This is a genomic window from Novosphingobium panipatense, assembly GCF_900182875.1.
Classification (GTDB): Bacteria; Pseudomonadota; Alphaproteobacteria; order Sphingomonadales; family Sphingomonadaceae; genus Novosphingobium; species Novosphingobium panipatense.
On sequence record NZ_FXUI01000006.1, the window covers coordinates 1 to 19,510 of the forward strand.

19 protein-coding genes are annotated in these 19,510 nt (G+C 62.2%); 5 read left to right on the forward strand and 14 right to left on the reverse strand.

The window, feature by feature from the left end:
- Nucleotides 1-119: 119 nt before the first annotated feature.
- Complete coding sequence (locus QOL62_RS10920; protein ID WP_103729488.1) at nucleotides 120-707, reverse strand: exopolysaccharide biosynthesis protein; 588 nt, start codon at nucleotides 705-707, stop codon at nucleotides 120-122.
- Nucleotides 708-817: 110 nt separating this feature from the next.
- Here QOL62_RS10920 and QOL62_RS10925 point away from each other — a divergent pair, with 110 nt between their 5' ends.
- From QOL62_RS10925 to QOL62_RS10935, 3 genes are all read left to right on the forward strand, one after another.
- The gene (locus tag QOL62_RS10925) at nucleotides 818-3,988 is read left to right on the forward strand and encodes a helicase-related protein (RefSeq protein ID WP_283406249.1); all 3,171 of its coding nucleotides are present in this window, start codon (nucleotides 818-820) and stop codon (nucleotides 3,986-3,988) included.
- A gap of 237 nt (nucleotides 3,989-4,225) precedes the next feature.
- Nucleotides 4,226-5,227: a Ros/MucR family transcriptional regulator gene (locus QOL62_RS10930; RefSeq protein WP_283406250.1), complete on the forward strand. Its 1,002-nt coding sequence runs from the start codon at nucleotides 4,226-4,228 to the stop codon at nucleotides 5,225-5,227.
- A gap of 129 nt (nucleotides 5,228-5,356) precedes the next feature.
- Nucleotides 5,357-5,632 (forward strand): HU family DNA-binding protein, encoded by a 276-nt coding sequence (locus QOL62_RS10935; RefSeq protein WP_103729485.1) that lies wholly within the window; start codon nucleotides 5,357-5,359, stop codon nucleotides 5,630-5,632.
- A gap of 115 nt (nucleotides 5,633-5,747) precedes the next feature.
- Here the strand turns inward: QOL62_RS10935 and QOL62_RS10940 are convergent, their stop codons facing one another.
- The 4 genes from QOL62_RS10940 to QOL62_RS10955 form a co-directional block, all read right to left on the reverse strand.
- Nucleotides 5,748-6,455 carry an SDR family NAD(P)-dependent oxidoreductase gene (locus QOL62_RS10940; RefSeq protein WP_283406251.1) on the reverse strand — a complete coding sequence of 236 codons (708 nt, stop codon included), beginning with the start codon at nucleotides 6,453-6,455 and terminating at the stop codon, nucleotides 5,748-5,750.
- The gene (gene yaaA / locus QOL62_RS10945) at nucleotides 6,452-7,204 is read right to left on the reverse strand and encodes a peroxide stress protein YaaA (protein ID WP_283406252.1); all 753 of its coding nucleotides are present in this window, start codon (nucleotides 7,202-7,204) and stop codon (nucleotides 6,452-6,454) included. The genes QOL62_RS10940 and yaaA overlap by 4 nt, the downstream gene beginning before the upstream one ends.
- 100 nt (nucleotides 7,205-7,304) lie before the next feature.
- Nucleotides 7,305-8,156, reverse strand: coding sequence for a formate/nitrite transporter family protein (locus QOL62_RS10950; RefSeq protein WP_283406253.1), 852 nt, complete (start codon nucleotides 8,154-8,156; stop codon nucleotides 7,305-7,307).
- 66 nt (nucleotides 8,157-8,222) lie between these two features.
- Complete coding sequence (locus QOL62_RS10955; RefSeq protein ID WP_103729481.1) at nucleotides 8,223-8,435, reverse strand: hypothetical protein; 213 nt, start codon at nucleotides 8,433-8,435, stop codon at nucleotides 8,223-8,225.
- A 197-nt stretch (nucleotides 8,436-8,632) separates the two neighbouring features.
- On the opposite strand from QOL62_RS10955, the gene QOL62_RS10960 reads away from it, so the two are divergent.
- Together QOL62_RS10960 and QOL62_RS10965 are read left to right on the forward strand one after the other, a co-directional pair.
- Complete coding sequence (locus QOL62_RS10960) at nucleotides 8,633-8,896, forward strand: hypothetical protein (RefSeq protein WP_103729480.1); 264 nt, start codon at nucleotides 8,633-8,635, stop codon at nucleotides 8,894-8,896.
- Nucleotides 8,893-9,510, forward strand: coding sequence for a cysteine hydrolase family protein (locus QOL62_RS10965; protein ID WP_283406254.1), 618 nt, complete (start codon nucleotides 8,893-8,895; stop codon nucleotides 9,508-9,510). The genes QOL62_RS10960 and QOL62_RS10965 overlap by 4 nt, the downstream gene beginning before the upstream one ends.
- A 12-nt stretch (nucleotides 9,511-9,522) precedes the next feature.
- On the opposite strand, the gene QOL62_RS10970 is transcribed toward QOL62_RS10965, so the two are convergent.
- The 9 genes from QOL62_RS10970 to QOL62_RS11010 all read right to left on the reverse strand — a co-directional run bounded on the left by QOL62_RS10970 (nucleotide 9,523) and on the right by QOL62_RS11010 (nucleotide 19,500).
- Nucleotides 9,523-10,347, reverse strand: a complete 825-nt coding sequence (locus QOL62_RS10970; protein ID WP_283406255.1) for an SDR family NAD(P)-dependent oxidoreductase — start codon at nucleotides 10,345-10,347, stop codon at nucleotides 9,523-9,525.
- Entirely contained in the window at nucleotides 10,335-10,703 is a 369-nt protein-coding gene (locus QOL62_RS10975) for a hypothetical protein (protein WP_283406256.1), read from the reverse strand. The genes QOL62_RS10970 and QOL62_RS10975 overlap by 13 nt, the downstream gene beginning before the upstream one ends.
- Nucleotides 10,700-11,893, reverse strand: coding sequence for an aromatic ring-hydroxylating oxygenase subunit alpha (locus QOL62_RS10980; protein WP_283406257.1), 1,194 nt, complete (start codon nucleotides 11,891-11,893; stop codon nucleotides 10,700-10,702). Before QOL62_RS10980 ends, QOL62_RS10975 begins: the two co-directional genes overlap by 4 nt.
- Nucleotides 11,894-11,964: 71 nt before the next feature.
- Nucleotides 11,965-12,564, reverse strand: a complete 600-nt coding sequence (locus QOL62_RS10985) for a TetR/AcrR family transcriptional regulator (protein WP_283406258.1) — start codon at nucleotides 12,562-12,564, stop codon at nucleotides 11,965-11,967.
- A 103-nt stretch (nucleotides 12,565-12,667) separates the two neighbouring features.
- A complete protein-coding gene (locus QOL62_RS10990) occupies nucleotides 12,668-14,980 on the reverse strand; it encodes a TonB-dependent receptor (protein ID WP_283406259.1) in 2,313 nt (770 codons plus the stop codon).
- A 572-nt stretch (nucleotides 14,981-15,552) separates the two neighbouring features.
- A complete protein-coding gene (locus QOL62_RS10995; protein ID WP_283406260.1) occupies nucleotides 15,553-16,515 on the reverse strand; it encodes a glycosyltransferase family 2 protein in 963 nt (320 codons plus the stop codon).
- Between the two features lie 25 nt (nucleotides 16,516-16,540).
- Entirely contained in the window at nucleotides 16,541-17,533 is a 993-nt protein-coding gene (locus tag QOL62_RS11000) for a phosphoribosyltransferase (RefSeq protein WP_283406261.1), read from the reverse strand.
- A gap of 10 nt (nucleotides 17,534-17,543) precedes the next feature.
- Nucleotides 17,544-18,512: a glycosyltransferase family 4 protein gene (locus QOL62_RS11005; RefSeq protein WP_283406421.1), complete on the reverse strand. Its 969-nt coding sequence runs from the start codon at nucleotides 18,510-18,512 to the stop codon at nucleotides 17,544-17,546.
- A gap of 46 nt (nucleotides 18,513-18,558) precedes the next feature.
- Entirely contained in the window at nucleotides 18,559-19,500 is a 942-nt protein-coding gene (locus QOL62_RS11010; RefSeq protein ID WP_283406262.1) for a glycosyltransferase family 2 protein, read from the reverse strand.
- Between the last annotated feature and the right edge of the window lie 10 nt (nucleotides 19,501-19,510).

The window sequence follows — 19,510 nt, forward strand, 5'->3', positions numbered from 1 at the left end:
TTCACCGTCTCCGTCATGACTCGTCTCCGCTGCTGACAAATCCATCATCAGCATCTCAGATTCGAGCCTCCGAGGCTCTGGCAGTCATGGGGTCTAAGGGTCGGCGGGAGGAGGGGAGCTTATTTCCCGACCACGCCCACGCCGATCGCAAGCGCAAGGCCGGCAGCGACGAACGCAAGGGCCATGAGGAGACCGTCGCCAACCAGCAGCGCAAGCCCGAATGCCGCGATCGCCGCCATGGGCGCCGTGCTGGCGAAGGGCAGGAGTTCAAGCGGCGGAACGGTAAGAGCCAAGCAAATGACGCACAGCGCCGCCACTCGCAACCAGATACCCCTGGTCAGGCTCTCAAGCCGTCCATGGAACCACCGATCGAGAAACCGTGCCATCTTGCGCAGCGAAGGCAACGCCTTCAGGATGCGGTCGCACGAGATCTGCCGCTTCTTGATGAACTGCGGCAACCACATGTGTTCCTTGCCGATCGCGATCTGCGCGGCAAAGACGATAATGATCGCCGCCAAGGCGGTCGGTAAACCAGGTATCCCTCCGATTGGTGACATTTCGAGCAGCGCGGGGAAGAGGAGAAAGGGACCATAACTGCGGCCGCCGAGAACTTCGACGATCTGGCCGATGGTGACCTTCCTGTCTTCCTTCGCAAGCTTCTCGATGTTGTCCAGCAACTTGCCGAGGGCACTGTCTTCCTTTTTCATGGCTGGAAGAACTCGATCAGCGATTTGGTGTTCCGCCTTGCATGCCTTTAAACTCGCGCAGATGTGGAGCCCTGCCCGGAACAAGGGACCATAGATCGAGTTCGTGGCGCATGGGCTCCAACATCAATCCGCGCTCAAGCGCCATCGCCCCTGATCATCGATCGCCGGAAAACACAGCGGAACTCGTGGCCGTGCTCCTGAGCGAATTGGCGACCGGCGACATCATCGTCGTCGCGAAGAACGACCACCGTGCCCGGGAGATCGCCAACGCGCTTCAGGCGGGAGCCGGCAGTTCACTCGTCCTGTTCTGCCCAGGCAGCGATGCTCTTCCGGGAGACAACGCGCCGGCCTCTGCTGCGAACGCCGGTCAACGAACCAGTGCCTTGCGACGGCTTCGACTTGCTCAGGCAGAGCCCAACCGGGCCGCTCTCGCCCTGGTGACCACGGGCGAAGGCTGTGCCCGCCTGTACCCGCCGCCTCATTGCCTGGATGTCGCCCCGCCCGTATTCTCCTGCGGTGATGTCGTCGATCTTCAATCACTCGCGGAGACGTTGGAGGGCGTGGGCTACATCGCGGACGAACGAGTGGACGAACCTGGAGAATACGCGGTCCACGGGCAGATCGTCGACGTCTACCCTGCCGACGCAGAAAACCCGTGCCGTATGGAGATCGCGGACGGCCGGATCGCTTCGCTGCGGACCTTCGACCCGGTTTCGCAACTGACGGTTGCGGAATGCGATCGCATTGAAGTCGGGCGGGCCTCCGAGCCGGTCAGCGAAGACGGGGTTCCTCTTTTCGACCATGTACCGGGCGCTCGCATCGTAATCGAGGCAGGGGCGGACAAACGTCGACGCGTGCTTCTTGAGCTTGCGGCGGAAATGGCGTCCACCTCTCCCGGCAGAGCCACGAGGTCGATGTGCGAAGAGCAGCGCTATCAACGCAGCCTTGAGCAGCACGCTGTGCTGGAAGCCTCCGGGCCGCTGGGTTCTCCGCCGACGAAGTTCACGGAGAAGGCGCACCCTGTCCGCGCGTTCGTACAGGAAGCGAAAGCGGCTCTCGACGAGGGTAACCTCCTGCTTCTGGGCACGCAGCGCGACATCCGATTCCTTCTTCCGCGTGTGGGAAAGGCTCTGAAGTGCGAGATTGTCGAGGTGCAAAGCTGGGCCGAAGCCCTGGAGCCCGGGGGCGGGAAGGCCATGGCTTTGGCCATGCCTGTCGTTCGTGGCTTTCGCTTCGGAACCTTGCTCGCGGTGAGTGCGACGGATCTTCTGGGAAGTCGTGCGCACCGGAAGGAGGCGGGTAGTCAGCGTAGCGAGATCAATCCCTTCCTGTCAGGTGAGCTGGCGCGGGGCGACGTTGTCGTTCACGCCGACCACGGCATTTGCGTGGTCGAGGGCCTCGAGCCCTCCCCGGAAGGCGGAGACGCGCTGTTGCTACGCTTCGCGGCGGGGGGGCGGCGGCTTGTACCTGTCCTTCAGGCGGATCGCATCTGGCGTTATGGCGGCGAAGAGAGCGCCGTGACGCTCGACCGGCTCGACGGTTCGAGCTGGCAGGAGCGGCGCGAGGAGGTCGAGACCGCAGTAGCACAGACCGCTCGCGATCTGAGCCGCCTCGCCGCTGAGCGTGCCACGAGAACGGCGGCCGTCATGCGGCCGGACATGACCCGGTACGAGCGCTTTGCGGACCGCTTCCCCTTCGCCGAAACGGCCGATCAGTTGCGCGCGATCATGGCCGTGCAGGGGGACCTTCAGTCAGGCCATCCAATGGACCGTTTGATCGTGGGTGATGTGGGATACGGCAAGACCGAGGTCGCCCTTCGCGCTGCGGCCATGGCTGTTTTTTCCGGCAAGCAGGTTGCTCTGGCAGCCCCTACGACGGTTCTGGTCCGGCAGCACCTGGAAACCTTCCGGCGGCGTTTCAAGGGGCTGGGAGTGAATGTCGCGGGCCTTTCACGTCTTTCCACCACCGCCGAGCGCACGGCCGTGAAGGCGGGTCTGGCCGACGGGTCGATCGATATCGTGATCGGGACAAGCGCCATCGGCGGCAAAGGTGTCGCCTATGCCGACCTCGGCCTTGTGATCATCGACGAAGAGCAGCGCTTCGGAGTGGCCGAGAAGAAGAAGCTGGCGGCGCTGGGCACCGATCACGTTCTGACCCTCAGCGCAACGCCGATCCCGCGCACCTTGCAGGCAGCTCTGGTAGGGCTTCAGCAGTTGACGGTCATCGCCACGCCGCCGGACCGCCGCCAGCCGATCCGCACGACGGTCGAGCCGTTCGACGAAGCTCGCGTGCGCGCAGCCTTGCTTCGCGAGCGAAGCCGGGGCGGGCAAAGCTTTGTCGTCGTCCCGCGTATCGAGGACATCGACCCGCTCGCTGATCGGCTGCGTCGCCTGGTTCCCGAATTGCATACGGTCCTGGCGCATGGGAAAATTCCTGCGGCCGAACTGGACGAGACGATGGTCCGCTTCGCCGATGGGGAGGGCGACGTGCTGTTGGCGACCAACATCATCGAAGCCGGCCTGGATGTTCCTCGCGCCAATACGATGCTGGTCTGGCGCGCTGACATGTTCGGGCTCTCCCAGCTTCACCAACTGCGCGGGCGGGTGGGTCGTGGGAGCCGCAGAGGGCACATCCTGTTGCTGACCGACCCTGAAGCGCAAGTGGCGCCACGCACGCTCTCGCGCCTCAAGACCCTGTCCGCGATGGACAGACTGGGAGCAGGCTTCGCCATAAGCGCACGCGATCTCGACATGCGCGGAGCCGGCGACCTGCTGGGCGAGGAGCAGGCGGGACATGCAAAGCTGATCGGTGTCGATCTCTATCGGCACCTGCTTGAAAAGGCCATCGCCCGTGCTCGAGGAGAGCAGGCGGACGACTGGAATCCTGAACTCAACCTGGGCGTGGAGGGGCGACTGCCGCCGGAGTGGGTGGCGGAAGATGATCTTCGGCTCACCCTCTACGCGCGGCTTTCCCGACTCCCTGATCTCGCAAGCCTTGAAGCGTTCGAACGTGAGCTTGTGGACCGCTTCGGCACGATGCCCGAAGATGCCGGCAGGCTGCTGACGATCGCTCGCCTGAAGGTGCTTGCGCGGGCCGCGTCGATCCTGCGCCTCGATGCCGGGCCGGCAGCGATCGCTCTGACGCCGCGCAAGGGCCAGGCAAAGGCGCTCAAGCGTCTGGGACTGGAGAAATCCAGCGAGCGTTATCTCTGCAAGGGGGACTTTGCAGATGCAGACACTCGCTTGTCGAAGGCCGAGGAGCTTCTCTCAGATATAGCCTGATAGTGCGTCCAATCCTTCGTGGAGAACGACGTCGTTGGCAAGCGGCTGCAAGTACTCCGCAGCAGACGCAGTAGCAAACAGCGCGATCGACCGATGCGGTTTGGGCTGTTCCGTAAACGGAATCTGACGATGACTATAAGACGCTCGATAAACGTCAACTTCTGTGCTTTAGTAGAGACAGAGCGAAATCGTTGATCCGCTCTGCCGTAGGAAGTCCTTTCCGGAGAAGCGCCCGAAATGTCCGAAAACGAGAAATCCAGTGATGTCACTGCACTCACAGTTCAGCTTCTGAGCGCTTATCTCGCCAACAACACTGTAGCGTCCGAAGACCTCGCTGGCCTGATTCGGTCGACACGTGAAGCATTGACGGCAGAGCCTGAAATACCAGCAAATGAATCCGAAGATCAGGAGTATACTCCTGCTGTATCCGTTCGGAAAAGTCTGTCTTCTCCTGAGCACATCATCAGTCTTATCGATGGCCGCCCCTATAAGACGTTGAAGCGGCATCTTGCAGGACATGGATTAACGCCGGACAGTTACAGGGCGCGCTACAACCTGCCTGCATCCTATCCGATGGTGGCGCCCAGCTTCGCGGCAAAGCGGCGTGAAATTGCCGAGAAGATCGGGCTCGGCAGTCGGCGCAGTCGCAACACGCAAAGCGAGCAGCCTGCGCCGGAAGCCGCGACAGCTGGTGCTGACGCGGCAACTGCCGGCAAAAGCGAGAACGGCGACACTTCACAAGCGGGCAGCACGGCAGCCGTGAAGCCGAAGGCAGCGGCGAAACCGTCGCGTGGTGGGGCCAAGGCGAAATCTTCGGGGAAGTCCGCGGTGACGAACGACAGCCAGGTCGAAGAGGCCGTGTCTCCGAATCAGGAGAGCTCGGAAGCGGAGGTTACGACCAAGGCTGCGGCAAAGACCCCCGCCCGCAAGGCGCAGGCCCGCAAGAAGGCCGACGCAAAGCCGAAGATTTCGAACGTGGATGCAGACGCCGGCCAGGCCGAAGATGCCGCTGTGCAGGATGAAAGCGGGGTAGCCACCGGCCGAACGCGGCGCGGAAAGCTGGGTATCTTCGGGCGGGAGGGCGGCAAAGATCAAGCCGCAGACGCTGCTGTCGAACAGAGCGACGCTGCTGAGACCGATGCAGGAGAGAATGCCGAAGGGGCGCAGACCGGGAAGGCAGCGGCGAAGCGGCGTTCTTCGGCATCCGGGCGCATGGCCCGGACCCAGAAATCTGCATAGGCGGTAATCTCAGGGGCATTTACTGGATCAGGAAATCGTCTATCCCGTCGCGCTGGGTTTTGCGCCTTTGCACTTGACCGTGCGGCGGGGTAGGGCTTTGCATATCAATTGAGGTGGATAGGAGAAAACATGAACAACAATGATCTGGCAGACACCATCGCCGCAGGCGCTGGTCTGACGAAGGCAGACGCGCGCAAGGTGGTTGATGCCGTGTTCACCGCCATTGGTGATGCAGCCGCTAAGGGCGAGGAAATCTCGCTGAACGGCTTTGGCAAGTTCAAGGTCAAGGACACGCCGGAACGCGAAGGCCGCAATCCCGCAACCGGTGAGACGATGACGATCAAGGCTGCTCGCAAGCTGGCGTTCACGCCCGCCAAGGCAATCAAGGACAAGCTGAACGGCTGATCGCCTTCGCGAGACGTGGGATGGGCTGTATGGCCAGATCCCACGTCGGTTCTGCTTCCGATCCGAGGCAGCACGAACTTAGCCCGCGCCACTTCTGTATCGCTGCGCGCCGGGGCTAGAACTGGATTTCCTTGCCCTCGTAATCGAGTAGCTTGCCGCTGTCGGATACTTTCAGTTCATCGATGACGTCCAGCAGTTGCAGCGCCGCTCTTTCGCGATCGAGTAGCCGGCCTGCCGGCACGTTGCCCTGAAATGGCTTTGAGAGAGCTGTGTCGACTGTGCCGGGGTGTAGCGTTACCACTATTGCGCGATCGTTCCGCCGTCTCACCTCAATAGCGACATTGCGCATAAGCATGTTCAGAGCCGCCTTCGATGCGCGGTAAGCGTGCCACCCTCCCAGGCTATTGTCGCTGATCGATCCGACTCGCGCAGACAGGGCGGCGAAGACCGTTCGCTGCGATTGGGGCATGATCGGAAGAAAATGCTTCGCTACGAGGGCAGGGCCGATGCCATTCACTGCATAGCACTCAGCCATCCAATCCCGATCCAGTTCGCGTAAGGCTTTCTCCGGCCCCCTGGGGCTCAAGTGCAGGAGCCCGGTCGCTACCATTACCATGGTTACGGGAGGTCCCTGTGCAACATGGGCTGCGGCGGCCGCAATGCTGTCCTCTTGAAGAAGGTCAAGGTGCTGGGCGCCCCGTCGCGAACGAGCGAATCCGTGAACCACGTCGAAAGCGCCTTCCTCGATCAAGGCTGTCTCCAAGGCGGCGCCGATGCCTCCCGAGGCGCCGACGATGACAGCGGCCTGGTTCTTCCGGCTCACGATCGCAGAAAGCGCCAGCGGTCGGGTTCACTTTCGACCGGATCAAAGCGGTAGCCATCGCTGTCGAACCCCTGCATGGCCTCTACATCGTTGATATGATGCTCGCACAACCACCGGGCCATCATGCCACGCGCACGCTTGGCGTTGAAGCTGACGAAGCGCGGACCGTTTGGCCCCGGCTCGCGGAATTCCACCTCGATCACGCGTATGCCATTCAGCTTGCCCTTCACGGCAGCGAAGTATTCCTGGCTTGCGAGGTTGAGGATGACTCCGGATCCTTCGGCTGCAACCTCCAGCCGCAGCCGTTCAGCGATGCGGTCACCCCACCAGTCGGTCAGCGACTTGTGACGCGGTGCCCACCGGGTGCCCATTTCCAGCCGGTAGGGGCGAATGGCGTCGAGAGGACGAAGCAGGCCATAGAGGCCCGACAGCATGCGCAGATGGTTCTGCGCGAACAGAATGCCGCCCTCCTCCAGAGTATCGACATCGAACCCCGAGTACACGTCGCCCGCGAACGCAAAGAGGGCCTGCCGTTGAGGCAGATCGGGGAAGTCGCGAAAGCGATCGGCATTGAGCTTCGCAAGTTTGGGAGAAATGTGCATCAACTCGGCCAAGCGCTTCTGGCTCAGGTGAGATGCCGATCTGGCGAGGCTTGACGCTTCTTCGGCGAAGTGCGGCGTCGTGGCATCGAGTGGCGGTATCGTACGCTCGAAGTCGAGCGTTTTTGCAGGTGAAAGAAGCGCGATCATCGGCGGGGAGGTAGCGGCGGTCCTTCTCGCCGTCAAACCGAACCCGCCCTTCGTCCTATGGCCGGCAGGACGGTCGGGCAGGCAGCTGTTGATCTGCCCTTCAGTCAGGTTCGTCCGGTGCAAAGTCGCTCCGCGTCTGTCCATGCGCGAGCACGGCAAACAGGCCCGTTCCGCCGATGACGTTGCCGGCTAGAGCAGGGAGGGTAAACTCGGCCCAGGCTTCCTTGAAACTGAGGACGCCGCTCAGCCAAAGGAAACTTGCCTGCGACGAACCGGTGACGACGTGGGAAAAACCGCCCAAGGCGATGACATAGGTGAGCAGGGCAATGACCCAGAACTCGCTTTCCCGAGCATTGGGAAGCAGCCAGGCAATGGAGGCCATGATGAAGCCGGCGGGAATGCCCAGTGTGAGTGTTCTGCTCCAGTGTTGTACTTCCAGCTTGCTGAGGACATCGAGGGCGACCACCCGTTGTTCGTGTGTGATGATCGTCTCCGAAGCCATGAGTGCGCTTACCAGGGTGACCCCGACAAGATTGCCCAGGATCACGCAGGACCATAGTCGGCCAAGCCGGAACAGCCCGGCCCAGGAAGGTGAACTGGCGACCGGCAGGACGGCCGTGACTGTGCTTTCAGTGAAGAGCTGGAGCCGGCCCATGATGACGATGATGTAGCCGATCGGATAGCCGAGATAGTAGACGAGGGGGGACCAGTCGGTGTCGGGCAAGTGGCTGCGCAGGAACAGCTCGCACATGAGCGAGAGGGACATGGCAAGGCCGGCCGCAAGGCTGGAAAGGAGAAGAGCCACCGCCGGGCGGCGCAACTCCCCCTCGCCCTGCAGGCGAACCACTTCATGAACGACCTTGCTGGACCCTGCTCGCCGAGTTTCGACGTCTTCGACCTCACGCTCGTCCAGGGCAGCGCTGGCAGCCCGCTCATCCTCACTGTCAGGCATTCACGGGCTTTCCGCTGTTGATGTTGTGGCCGCTTCCCGGCAACCGGATCTTGGGGGCTTTAAGGTTTACTCGTCGGCCTTCGGCGGGTCAGGATCGGCCTTCCGCCAGCGATCGTCTTCTTCCCCTTTCTGGCCGGTCACGTTGCGGTGGTCACGAGGCTCGTACTCCCCCCGTCCGTCGCGGGGATCTTCCTGCTCTCTCCAGGATTTTTCAGGATCGCCTTTCTGACCGGTGACCTTCCGGGAGTCCATGGGCTCATATTCACCGCCGCCTGGCATGGCTCGCTCCTTTGTCTTGCCTGGACAATGAACGAGAGGGAGGGGGATGCGGTTCCAGTCACAGAGATGAAGCAGAAGCCCGGCCCTGCGCTGGCGGCATCGTGGCTCATGTTGTTTGCCGGGCAGGAACGAGTGACGAGGCAAGTGCGTTCGAGGGGCTCTCCACCATGGGAACAGATCAACAGAGGAACAGATGAATGCCCAGGGCGACATTTGAAACACCGGATGGCGAAGACGTCGTGATTGATCCCGAGGATGTGGTGCATCTTTCCGCGGGCGAAGAGCCGGAGACGACCGTGATCGAACTGGAAGATGGGGAAGAGGTCGTGGTCGTGGCGACCGAGCTGGAAGTCGCGGCTGATCTGGGCCTCAATCCGTTGGAATACATCGACGCGGAAGACGATGATGAATCCATTGAGTCGCTTGTGGAAGATGACGACGACTTCGACCCGGGCGCATGATGATGGGCGAGGGTCTGATCGAGACGGACGACGAGGCCGCTCCAAAGGCGGACCGGGCTGCGCTCCTCATCATCGACATGATGAATTGCTTCGATTTCGAAGGTGCCGAAGACCTTCTGCCTCCCGCGCTGGACGCGGCTCGAGCGATACTGTCGCTGCGCGAGAAGGTGGAGCGGCTTGGCTGGCCGGTCATATACGTGAACGACAACTTCGGGGAGTGGCACTCCGAACGCTCCCGCCTCGTCGAGCGCGCGATGGCCAGAAAGAACCCGGTTGCAGAAATGCTGCAGCCACGGGACGATGATTTCTTCATCATAAAACCGCAGTTTTCCGGGTTCTATTCAACGAACCTGCCGGTGCTTCTGCCGAAGCTCGGGGTGTCTCGGCTCATACTCAGCGGAATAGCCGCCGATATCTGCGTTCTGTTCACGGCCGCTGACGCTCACATGCGCGAGTATGACCTGTGGGTGCCCAAGGACGTGGTTGCCGCGGTATCGGAAGAGCGGAAGAACTGGGCCTTGGGCATCATGGAGGCAAGTATGGGCGCCGAGACAGCCGCTACGCACGATCTCTCCCCGCAAGACTGGTTGTCGCGGCTGCCTCAGGCCGGGTAGACCTGCCGCCTGTTACCGGAGCGTCGCCGATCCGCTGACGCTGTAGCCGGGCTGAGCAGGTTCGCCAAAAGCTGCCATGATCCTGTCGTGGCGTTCCGCGAGGGTGGCGCGATAGCCTGGATGCGTGACGATGTAAGGTTCGCCATGTTCCACCGCGTGAACAACGGCCCGCCCTAGCCACACGGGATCCATCATGTTCGCCTGGATGGCCGCCAGCCGCGCAGGGTCCACTTCAGCCGCCTTCCCGGCATCATTCTGAGACATCCGGCTCCGTGTGAGGCCGGGGAAAAGTGTCGACACCCCTACGCCGAAAGGAGCCAGTTCCTCTCGCAGAGCATCGGACATGCCGAGCACGGCAAACTTGCTTCCGGAGTAGGCCGCGAAGCTCCCGAACGGATTCAGGCCGTTCATGGAAGAGGTGTTCACGATATAGCCGCGTCGCCGCGCGATCATGGACGGTGCAAACGTCTTTATGCCGTTGAACACGCCTGTGACGTTCACGGCCATGACCCGCTCGAACAGTTCAGGCGGCACATCGACAAGGGGCATGAAACCGGTAGAGACGCCGGCGTTGTTGCATAGCACATCGACAGTTCCGAACCGGGCGAGAACGTGTTCGGAGGCTTTCATCCAGCTGTCCAAGGAGGCAACGTCCAGCGAAACGGTCTGCACCACCGTGCCGTCCGGCAGCTTCGCCGCTTCTTCCTGGGCATAGGAAACATTTATATCGGCGAGCACGATATTTGCGCCACGTTCCGCAAAAGCGTGCGCCATCCCCCCGCCAATGCCGCCGCCCCCGCCCGTGATGAGCACGGTCTTGCCCTTCAGTTCGAACATGGGCGTACCCCTTCGTCCGCGGTGGAGCGATCGATGCGCATGCGATCACGCCAGGGGGCGCTTCTCACCTCATCCGGCCCCTGTATCTCGACGGCGAGGGCTACGTGTGCCAGCGAAAGCATGAGGTCCATCAGGCGCTGGTCTGCCGGAGAGTAGGCTGCGAACGCCTTCGCATCCAGGCTGGCAAGGGCGTCGTCAAGGCGTGGGCCGGCAGCCGCAAAGAATGCCTCGCGTTCTGCCACCGTGGACGCGCTGCGCAACGCGGCACGCCTTGCGGTCCCGTCGACCGCCCATCGGGAAACGAAAGGTTCAAGGTCTCCGAAGCCGGCCGGAAGCAGGGGGGGCGCACCGCTCACAGCACGTCTCCCATTTTACGAGCGTGTTCCTGCACCCGTGAATCCACTTCGTTGAACAAGTGACGGCAAAGGGCTTCCATGCTCTGGAAGTGCATGTGCTTCAGCGCGCCGCTTGCCAGTCCGTTCTGGCCACGTTCGATCATGGCGATATCCTCGCAATGGATGTCGCGGATCTGCGCCACCGAGTATTCGCGAGCGAAGCGATGGCTGGCATCGCGGTCTTCCCCGACCCAGTACACCCGCACCACACCGCGCGAACGGTCGGCGGAGATGGGGTAGACGGTGTGCGAGAACGGCTGTGTCGGCGTCCCTATGAGGAAGAGGTTCGGGAAGAAGGCCAGGTAATCACGCCCGTAGGGAAGGTCGAGCAGCCCTTGCTCCGCCAACGGCGGTATGCCGCGCATGGCTGCCGCGCGCTGGAATGGCTTAAGGTCGGGCGCGGGATTGGACCATATCCGCTGAGTCCGGTGCGGCCCTTCAAAGCCCATGGTGGCCGGATAGCCGAACTGGTTGTCGCCACCGATGCCCGCCCCGCCCGAACGGGGGTGAATGAAACGAAGGTGATAGTTTTCCTGGAAGTTGTCGTAGGTCAGCTTCCAGTTGGCGGCGATGTCATAGGAGTACTGCGCGAAGGTCGTTGCCCGGGCGACGGGCATCTGCTCCAGCCGTTCCGCATAGGCGCCAAGCCAGTCCCGCAGCGGCGGTGAGTCCTGGTCGAAGTTGACGAAGAGGAGGCCGCCGCACTCTTCCAGTCGAACGCTTACGAGCGAGCAGTCCGCCTTATCGACGTGGAAGGCGTCGAAGTCGGGGGCGGAAAGCAGAGCTCCGTCGGTTCCAAAGGTCCACATGTGATACGGACAGCTGAACTTCGACTGTCGGCCCGCCGCCTCGTCGACCAATTGCGTGCCTCTATGAGGGCAGACGTTGTGAAACGCACGAACCCGATCATCCCGTCCGCGGACAATGAGCAGGGATGCGCGCGCAAACTCGAGGTCGCACCGGATGAAGCTGCCGGGCTCCGGCACTTCACACAGGTGAGCGACATGGATCCAGCTTTTCAGGAACACCGACTGGCGTTCGAGTTCGAAGTATGCGGGATCATAGTAGGGTTTTGTGGGAACAGGGTTCGTGCCGAGCCAGGCAAGATCCTCTGCAGGGATGCGTTTGAAAGTGGAAGCGACGTCGTTCACGGAGCGAATCCTGTCTTGTGTCGCCGGCAGTGTAGCCGCCATCGACAAACTTCCAACAGTGGTGTTGGAAGTCAGGAGCTCGAGAACAGGCCGTCCCTTTTCAGCATACGTTGCTGTTCAGCGCGGAAACGGACCACAATCTCGTCTTCCGGAAGGTCCGGGCGCACGCTGTTCCGGAACACGTGGGGGCCAATTATCGCCCCGGCGAGGAGGAAGGTGCAATAGACCTCCACGTCGAGACCGGCGGTGTCCCGCAGCATGTCCTTGTTTGCCGCGATGAAGTCGTCCCACTTCGGGTACCGGTCCCGAATATTGCCCGGCGCTATGAACTGTTCGATCCACAGCTTGATGAGATCGGGATTCTCCAGGACGAACCGCGCGACGAAGTCGATGCGGTCCTGCTGGTTGCCCTCGCCTTTGAAGCCACGAGTCAGTTGCTGGGACGACCATGCGCTCACGGCCTCCAGCAAGGCTTCGCGGGTGGCGAAGTGGTAGTACACCGTCGCCCGGTTCATGCCGACGGCCCGCGCCAGTCCGGCAACGGTGAGCGTCTCAACCCCCTTCTCGGAAATAAGCCGTACCGAGGCTTCGATCAGCGCTTGATGTGTGGCTTCAAACGACTTGTTCCGGCGGGACTGTGCGGGGCGGGGCGGCGTGTCGGGCGATGTCATACACGGGCTTATGCGTGACCATCGCTGCTATGCAAAGCTGCGAACCTGGCGCAACGCCTTGCGCCGCGCCAGGTCCCGGTGCCGGAAGCCGGCATCGGTGCTGTCAGTACTTCAGCGAAACCGTTGCGAACGCCGAGCGGCCGGGCGCTATGGTTGCGAAGTGAGTGGTGTAGGTGCGATCGTAATAGCGCTTGTTCGTCAGGTTTTGGACGTTGACGCGCACGTCGATATTCTCCGTCAGCCTTGCGGACGCGGTTGCGTCGAAGCGCCAGTAGCCCGGAATCGACCGTTCGATCGTGTAGTTGCTGCCACCGATGTTAACGTTGCCGAAGCTGCCGTACTGCTTCGAGTTGTAGATCGCGCCGCCGCCGATCTGGAATCGCTCGGCGATGTCGAAGGTCGTCCATGCCGTGAAGCTGTGCTTGGGCGTGTTGGGGAACGGCTTGCCGATGCCGAAAGCCGTGGTCGGAGTGACCGTACCGATGCTGCGGACTTCGGAATCCATGTAGGTGTAGCCGCCGAAGATGCTCCAGAACGGAAGCGGCCTGCCATTGAAGCCGGCTTCGAAGCCCTGTATCCGCCGCTCACCGACATAGAGCGGGATGTTGTCAGGCCCGTTGGTGCGCGCGTTCTTCGTTTCGGTGCGGAAGGCCGCAAAGGTCAGACCAAGCGCGGCATCAAGGAACTCCCACTTCGTTCCGATCTCGTAGGATTTGGTGTTCTCCGCCTTGAGATCGTCAAGCGTGGCAAGTCCGATAGCGTTGCCTTCACTGCCTTCGCCGACCATGCTGCCCGGAGGCGTCGTCGACTTGGCGTAGGAGACGTAGATGCTTCCATTCGCGGCGGGCTTGAAGATCAGCCCAGCCTGGTAATTGAGGAAGTCATCCTTGCGCGTCAGCACCGGGCTGGTCGCGGTTGTCGGGATCGTCGTTGCGGAGGTTTCGTACCAGTCCTGCCGGATGCCGAGATTGAGCAGCAGGGAATCGGTCAGCGTGATCGTGTCAAGGGCGTAGAGGGAGTAGGTGGTCGCCTCGGTCTTCGCATTGATCGGGTTGCGCGCAACAGGAACGATGCTGCCGTTCACCTGGACATTCTGCCACGGATCGTACGGATTTGGGTTGATGAGCGTGGTGCAGTTGTACGCGGCCTGGTTCGCGGCACCGCAGCGCAGGGCGTTGCTGGTGGTCACGTTGGTGTTGACGTTGTAGGAGCCACGCTTTGACTGCTCCCAGCTCGCTTCTGCGCCAACGGAGAAGGCGTGTTCAAGGCTGCCGGTGGCGAAGGTTCCGGACAGGTCGATCTGCCCGACCATGGAGTCGACGTTGCTCCAGCGCGTATTCACGCGCCGCCAGACACGTCCGTTCTGAACGTTACCCTGGCTGTCGTCAGGCTGCGTGATGATGTAGGATTGCTTGACGTTGGCGTACTTTGCTGTCCCACGAAGCTTCACCGTGTCAGCAAGATCATGCTCTGCGCGCAGCAGGAGTTCGTCCACGTTTGTTTTGCGGAAGTCGCGGTCGGCAAGGCCGTAGAAGGTGTCGCGCGGAACGTCGGCAGGATGGATGTCCAGCAGGTCGGTCGATGTCACCTGGCCCGCAGCGCGCTCAAACGGAATGCCAGGATCCGGAATGTCGTCGCTTTCAAGGTGATAGAAGTTGACATAGGCGCGCGTAGACGTCCCAAGGCCAAGAGCGACGGACGGGGAGATACCCCACCGGTTGTAAGTGACGACGTCGCGCTCGGCCACGTCCGCATCATGCCACATTGCGTTGAGGCGGATCGCGGCAACCTCACTCACCTGGTAGTTCGCGTCGATAGTGGCACGCTTGTAATCATCGGTGCCGTAGCTCAGGTCAGCGCGCGCATCGGTGCCGAGGTGCGGCATCTTGCTGACGAGGTTTATGCTGCCGCCTGCGCTGCCGCGTCCGCCCATGGTGGAATCGCTGCCTTTCACGACCTCAATCTGTTCAATCGCGAAAATCTCTCGCGACTGTCCGCCGACACTGCGGACCCCGTCGATGAAGGTGCTGCCTTGTGCGTCGAAGCCGCGGATGAAGGGGCGGTCGCCCTGCGGGTTGCCCCCTTCGCCGGCGCCGAAGGTGATGCCCGGGACCATGCGAAGCGCTTCCACGAAGCTGGTCGAGCCGCTTTCACGGATAACTTCGGAGGGCAGGACCACGATTGACTTCGGAGTGTCGAGGAGGGGAGCGGTATACTTCGGTGAATCGGCTCGATCCACCTTGTAGGGCTGCTCTTCGATCACGGTGTCGGATACTGTGACCCCACCAAGCGACGGCGTCTGGTCCTCGGCCTTGTCCTGAGCAGCGACAGGTGAGGCTGCGAAGCCGACGCAGGCAAGAGCCAGGTAAGCTGGACGGACTGCGGGACGTGAATGGCGGCTGCGGCTACTTGGCACAAGAATCCCCCTTGTTTTTGCTTGGCTTGCTAAGTGAATGAAGAATTCGACGCGGGTACTGATGACCGCTGCGCGAGCTGTCTGGGCAGCGTGCTGGAAAGCGCGTTTTGTCAATCAGGCTTGGGATGCACGCGCATGGATGCTTGCTAGGTGGTGAGCAGGCGCGGCTTGAAGTCGTCCGGAGTTGTCGGAGCCTCGCCCGAAAAGACGTTCCGCAGAAAGCCTGCGGAGCTTGCCAGCTCTGTCATGTGCTGCGCCATATTTCCCCCCGGCCGTACGATGTCGGCTGTTGTTGCGACTGCCTCTTAATAGCGAAAGCGTCAGTCGGCAAGCGTAATTCATCCGGTCATGAACGCCGCTGAAGGGAGCGGGCACAGAGGCGCCTTCACCATCTGACATGTTGATGGTGAGCTGTTCCCATCGGATGGCTGTCATGCCGCTCCTACGCCGCGCCCACCGCAGGAGCGATAGACGCGAACGTACAGGAAGCCGTGAATGAGCCAGGGGGCTGCGCGGACCGTCGCGGGAGTCTGACCTGCTGCCTTGCGCGATCAGAAAAGGCGCATCTTCCCTTAAATTCCAGCGGCGGAGTTGTTGCCGCCGCCCTTTACGCGGAACCACCGTGAACGGGATACGAAGCGCCACAGTGCCTGGGGGTGGCGGGCAGAGAGGGAAGCGAACTGGCGCCATTGCCCCTTGCGCCGTAGCTCTCCCAGCCGGTGCGCTTCGGCATAGAGAAGCTGCCACGCCCGCGCCTGACGCAAGGCAACCATGGTGGTCCCGCTGGCCTGTGGTCCAAAGTCCGAGATCAGACCATCCATGATGTCGACGCGGGTTTGGGGCGTGAAGCGGGTCCGGGTGCCCTGCGAGCGCAAGCCGCTCACCTGGCCAACCTGCGTGGTGTAGATGTAGTAGGGCCTCCGGTTCAGAATTGCGCGCCCACCCGCAAGAAGACAGCGGGCGTAGAGATCGAAATCTTCTGCAAACCGCAGGTTCTCGGAATACCGCAAACCCTTGGCTGCAAGAAAGCTGCGCCGCATCATCGGCTTGAGAAATCCGAACTTCAGAGGGGAACCAGGTCTTTCGGCGTGAAGAAGATCACTGATGGTTACGGCAGAAAGCCCCGTTTCATCGAAGGAGCATCCTGTTTCGCGGCCGCCCTGATCGTCGTAGTAGATCAGACCATCGAAAACGAGGTCGGCCTCGTGCTCGTCTCCGAGGCTCGAGAGCACGGCCAGGCGTTCGGGCTTGAACGCATCGTCCGCATCGAGGATCGCCAGCCAGTCACCACGGCTTTTCAGGCACCCCAGATTGCGTGCAACGCTGGGGCCGCCGTTCTCGTTTGTTTGCAGAACCCGTATGCGTGGATCCCGGCGAGACCATTCCTGCAGGCGGGCCAGGGTATCATCCGTGGAACAGTCATCGACCGCGAGCAACTCCCAGTCCTGCAGACTCTGTTGGCGCAGGCTGCCGATCGCGCGGTCCATAAACGGCGCGGCATTGAAGCAGGGCATGATGACGGACACGTGGGGCATGGGATCTCCAGAAAACAGGCCTCCCTCACACGGGGCGGTTCAACGTGCGTTTGATTCTCGCGATCGTCTGTTCGCCGAAGACGCCCGAGACGACATTGCGGACCAGGCGTTTGGCGGTAGCGCCGTTCGTCTCGTGGCGCCTGACGTAGCTGCGCCGGGCGGCGGAGGCCTGATCCGGCCAGACCATGCGCTGCCCCTCGATGCTGAGGACAGGCCGCCTGCTCAACTCGGCGATTTCCTGTGCCTGCCTGTCCTCGCTCTCGACGAATAGGCACGCGCCTGTCCTGATGTAGACCGAGGCTTTGAAGCGAGCATGGGCGCGTTGTCGCCGGCGTTCCTCTGCGGAAGGCAGATCCAGCATCCAGAGATGCTCGTACCGGATGCCGTGTGCCATCAGCCAGCGTTCCGTCTCGGGGCGGTACTTCTCGAGTCGGCTCGTCACGAGATGCTTGATCGGCACATTAGCCCGCAGCAGCGGCTTGGCGGTCAGCAGGAAGCTGCGGTAGCGCTCGCCGTCGTCGTTCTGGTCATGGGCGGGATCGTGGCAAAGGACGCCGTCGATATCGAAGCAGGAATCCGCAAGGCGTTTGTGACGCATCAGGTTCCATTCGAAGATGCGGGGTGATGCCACGGCTTCGAAGACGAGGTCGACTTCGGCGTGAGCAGCCCGTGTCCCGTAGACGGCGAGATAGACTGCGGGAACATCGGGAGCAGCCGCTCGGACGCGGTCGCGGACAGCTCGCATCGACTCCCCGGACGCGATGCTGTCGTCCACGATCAGCACGCGGCGGGGCCGTGCCGTCTGTATGGTCTGGCGTGCCGTGCGGCCGACGGTCGGCGTTCGCCCTTGCAGGTAGCTTTCCAGATCGAGCAGGGGCTTGTGCAACTGCAGCGCCAGCAGATTGGCGGGAAGAAGCCCGCTACGAGGCACGCCTACGACGAGGTCGACGTCATCAGGAATGGCGCCGGCGTGGAAGAACACGGTTTCTGCCAGGTCCGCGAACGAGCGATATTGCACATCGGGCTCCTCAAGGTTGCGATCGGGACGGTGCGGCCGGATCTAGGTAGAAGGCCTCTAGGCGGGCGCGGACATCGGCGCTCAACAGATCCTCGGCCGTGACCCGCCCCGCCTGCCCAAGCGATCGGCGCAGCGCTGGATCGCGGGCCAGTTTCATGATGAGATCGAATGCCTCCTCCGTTGTGTCGAAGAGCAGCCCGTTTCGACCGTGCTCGATCACCGATGACGCGCCGGACGTGCGATCGGTCACGACCGGGAGGCCGCTTGCCATTGCTTCGATGATGACCCGGCCCCAGGGTTCAGCCCACTGCGGAGATGTGCGGTAAAAAAAGCAGTCTAGGTCGTGCAGAAACGCCGGTGCGGCGCAACTGCCGAGAGGCCGCATATGGATCAGGCCCGGTCCGGGGGCATTCGCCTGCATTTCGCTTGTGGCGCCCAGCACGTCCACTTCGCAGCCTTGTTCCGCCAGCCTCTCATAAAGCCGCATGTCTTCGGGATGATGCTTCTCCGGAGCATCGCGGCTGAGGCGGCCGACACGAAAGGTGGTCCTTCCCGAGCGATCGGCCGGCGTGAAGGCGTCGAGGTCAACCAGAGACGGCTCCACAGTTCCGCGAAACGGCACCTGGCTTGCCAGTTCCTTCGAGCAGAACACTATTTCCGGCTCGAGGCCGCAGGTACGGCGAATGAGATCGACCCGCGCGGTCAGCCGCTCCGCATCGGGCGTGTTGTAGGTCAGGATCACCCGCGCCGGTCGAGCCAGCCTGATCCAGTGGCTGATGTTGAAGTACACTCCCACGAATACCAGGGTGCCTCCGCGCGGGAAGGCCAACCGCAGGGTATCGATCCGAGTAAGGTCGAACCCGGAGAAGGCCTCTGAAGGTGCGCCCCGAAAGTGCCAGATCCGCACTTCGGCGGCGGACTGAAGCTGTCGATAGAGGCTGACGGTTCGCCATTCGCTGCCGCCGGACGGGTTCAGCATTGGATTCACCAGATGAATCCTTGGTCTCCGGTCAGGTGTCATGCGGTCAGGCCAGAAGCTTCTTCAGGCGGACCCCGGCCTGCGCCATCGGGTACCTGAAGGGGGAGGAGAGGCCGAGCAGGAGCGCGAACTGCAAAGGATTGTACCACGGCCGGAAGTGCTTCCAGCTGGCATGTCGCACCCGCTGCGTCTTGGCCGTCCGGAGGGCGTATTGGAAGGTTTCCCGATTGGCGAGGCGCATGAGCAGTGTTCGCGTCGATCGAGGTTCGCTGTCCACCATCGCAAGGATGGTGTGCACCATGCAGTGGCAGACGTTGTCGTGAGACAGTGAGGTCACCATGTTCTGGGAGTTCTTGAAGTAGATCGCGGAGCGCGCCGGCGTCACCCGCGTCGTGCCCAGCCGCGCCAGTCTCAGCCAGAGATCCTTGTCGCCACCCCGCCGGCACCGTTCCGCTGGAAAGAGGCCCGCCTCGATCAGGGCCGATCGTTTTGCAGCGATGGCGGATGTCCAGACCGGGCATTCGCCGCAATCCAACCAGACGCGGACGAAGCCCGCGAAGGGGAGCAGGCGATCTCCGCCGCCTGATCGCCGGTACACATCGGCGCTCACGAGGTCTCCGGGATGGATCTCGTCGTACCCCGTTCCGAACAGCACGGTATCGGCGGGTGCGCTCGAAATCATGCCGGTCAGGGCGGCAAGGTGACCGTCCTCCCACGCGTCATCGGCATCAAGGAAGGCGATGTAATCGGATTTCGCAGAGCGGATCGCCAGATTGCGCGCCGCGTATCCTCCCGGCCCAGGCGCCTGCCGCTCCAGAACCTGTACTCCGGGATAGCTGCGTGCGATCTGGGGACCATCGTCCGTGGACGCATCGTCGACAACGATGACCTCGGCCGGAGTGACCGTCTGGCGCTGCACGGAGTCAAGGGCGCGGGCGATATGCCGGCCCTTGTTGTGCAATGGAATGACGACACAAACAGACGTCACACGAAGATCC

Coding starts and splice junctions, on each gene's coding strand:
- QOL62_RS10920 (WP_103729488.1), bottom strand. CDS start 707: ATGAAAAAGGAAGACAGTGCCCTCGGCAAGTTGCTGGACAACATCGAG.
- QOL62_RS10925 (WP_283406249.1), top strand. CDS start 818: ATGGGCTCCAACATCAATCCGCGCTCAAGCGCCATCGCCCCTGATCAT.
- QOL62_RS10930 (WP_283406250.1), top strand. CDS start 4,226: ATGTCCGAAAACGAGAAATCCAGTGATGTCACTGCACTCACAGTTCAG.
- QOL62_RS10935 (WP_103729485.1), top strand. CDS start 5,357: ATGAACAACAATGATCTGGCAGACACCATCGCCGCAGGCGCTGGTCTG.
- yaaA (WP_283406252.1), bottom strand. CDS start 7,204: ATGATCGCGCTTCTTTCACCTGCAAAAACGCTCGACTTCGAGCGTACG.
- QOL62_RS10950 (WP_283406253.1), bottom strand. CDS start 8,156: ATGCCTGACAGTGAGGATGAGCGGGCTGCCAGCGCTGCCCTGGACGAG.
- QOL62_RS10955 (WP_103729481.1), bottom strand. CDS start 8,435: ATGCCAGGCGGCGGTGAATATGAGCCCATGGACTCCCGGAAGGTCACC.
- QOL62_RS10960 (WP_103729480.1), top strand. CDS start 8,633: ATGCCCAGGGCGACATTTGAAACACCGGATGGCGAAGACGTCGTGATT.
- QOL62_RS10965 (WP_283406254.1), top strand. CDS start 8,893: ATGATGATGGGCGAGGGTCTGATCGAGACGGACGACGAGGCCGCTCCA.
- QOL62_RS10970 (WP_283406255.1), bottom strand. CDS start 10,347: ATGTTCGAACTGAAGGGCAAGACCGTGCTCATCACGGGCGGGGGCGGC.
- QOL62_RS10985 (WP_283406258.1), bottom strand. CDS start 12,564: ATGACATCGCCCGACACGCCGCCCCGCCCCGCACAGTCCCGCCGGAAC.
- QOL62_RS10995 (WP_283406260.1), bottom strand. CDS start 16,515: ATGCCCCACGTGTCCGTCATCATGCCCTGCTTCAATGCCGCGCCGTTT.
- QOL62_RS11005 (WP_283406421.1), bottom strand. CDS start 18,512: ATGCTGAACCCGTCCGGCGGCAGCGAATGGCGAACCGTCAGCCTCTAT.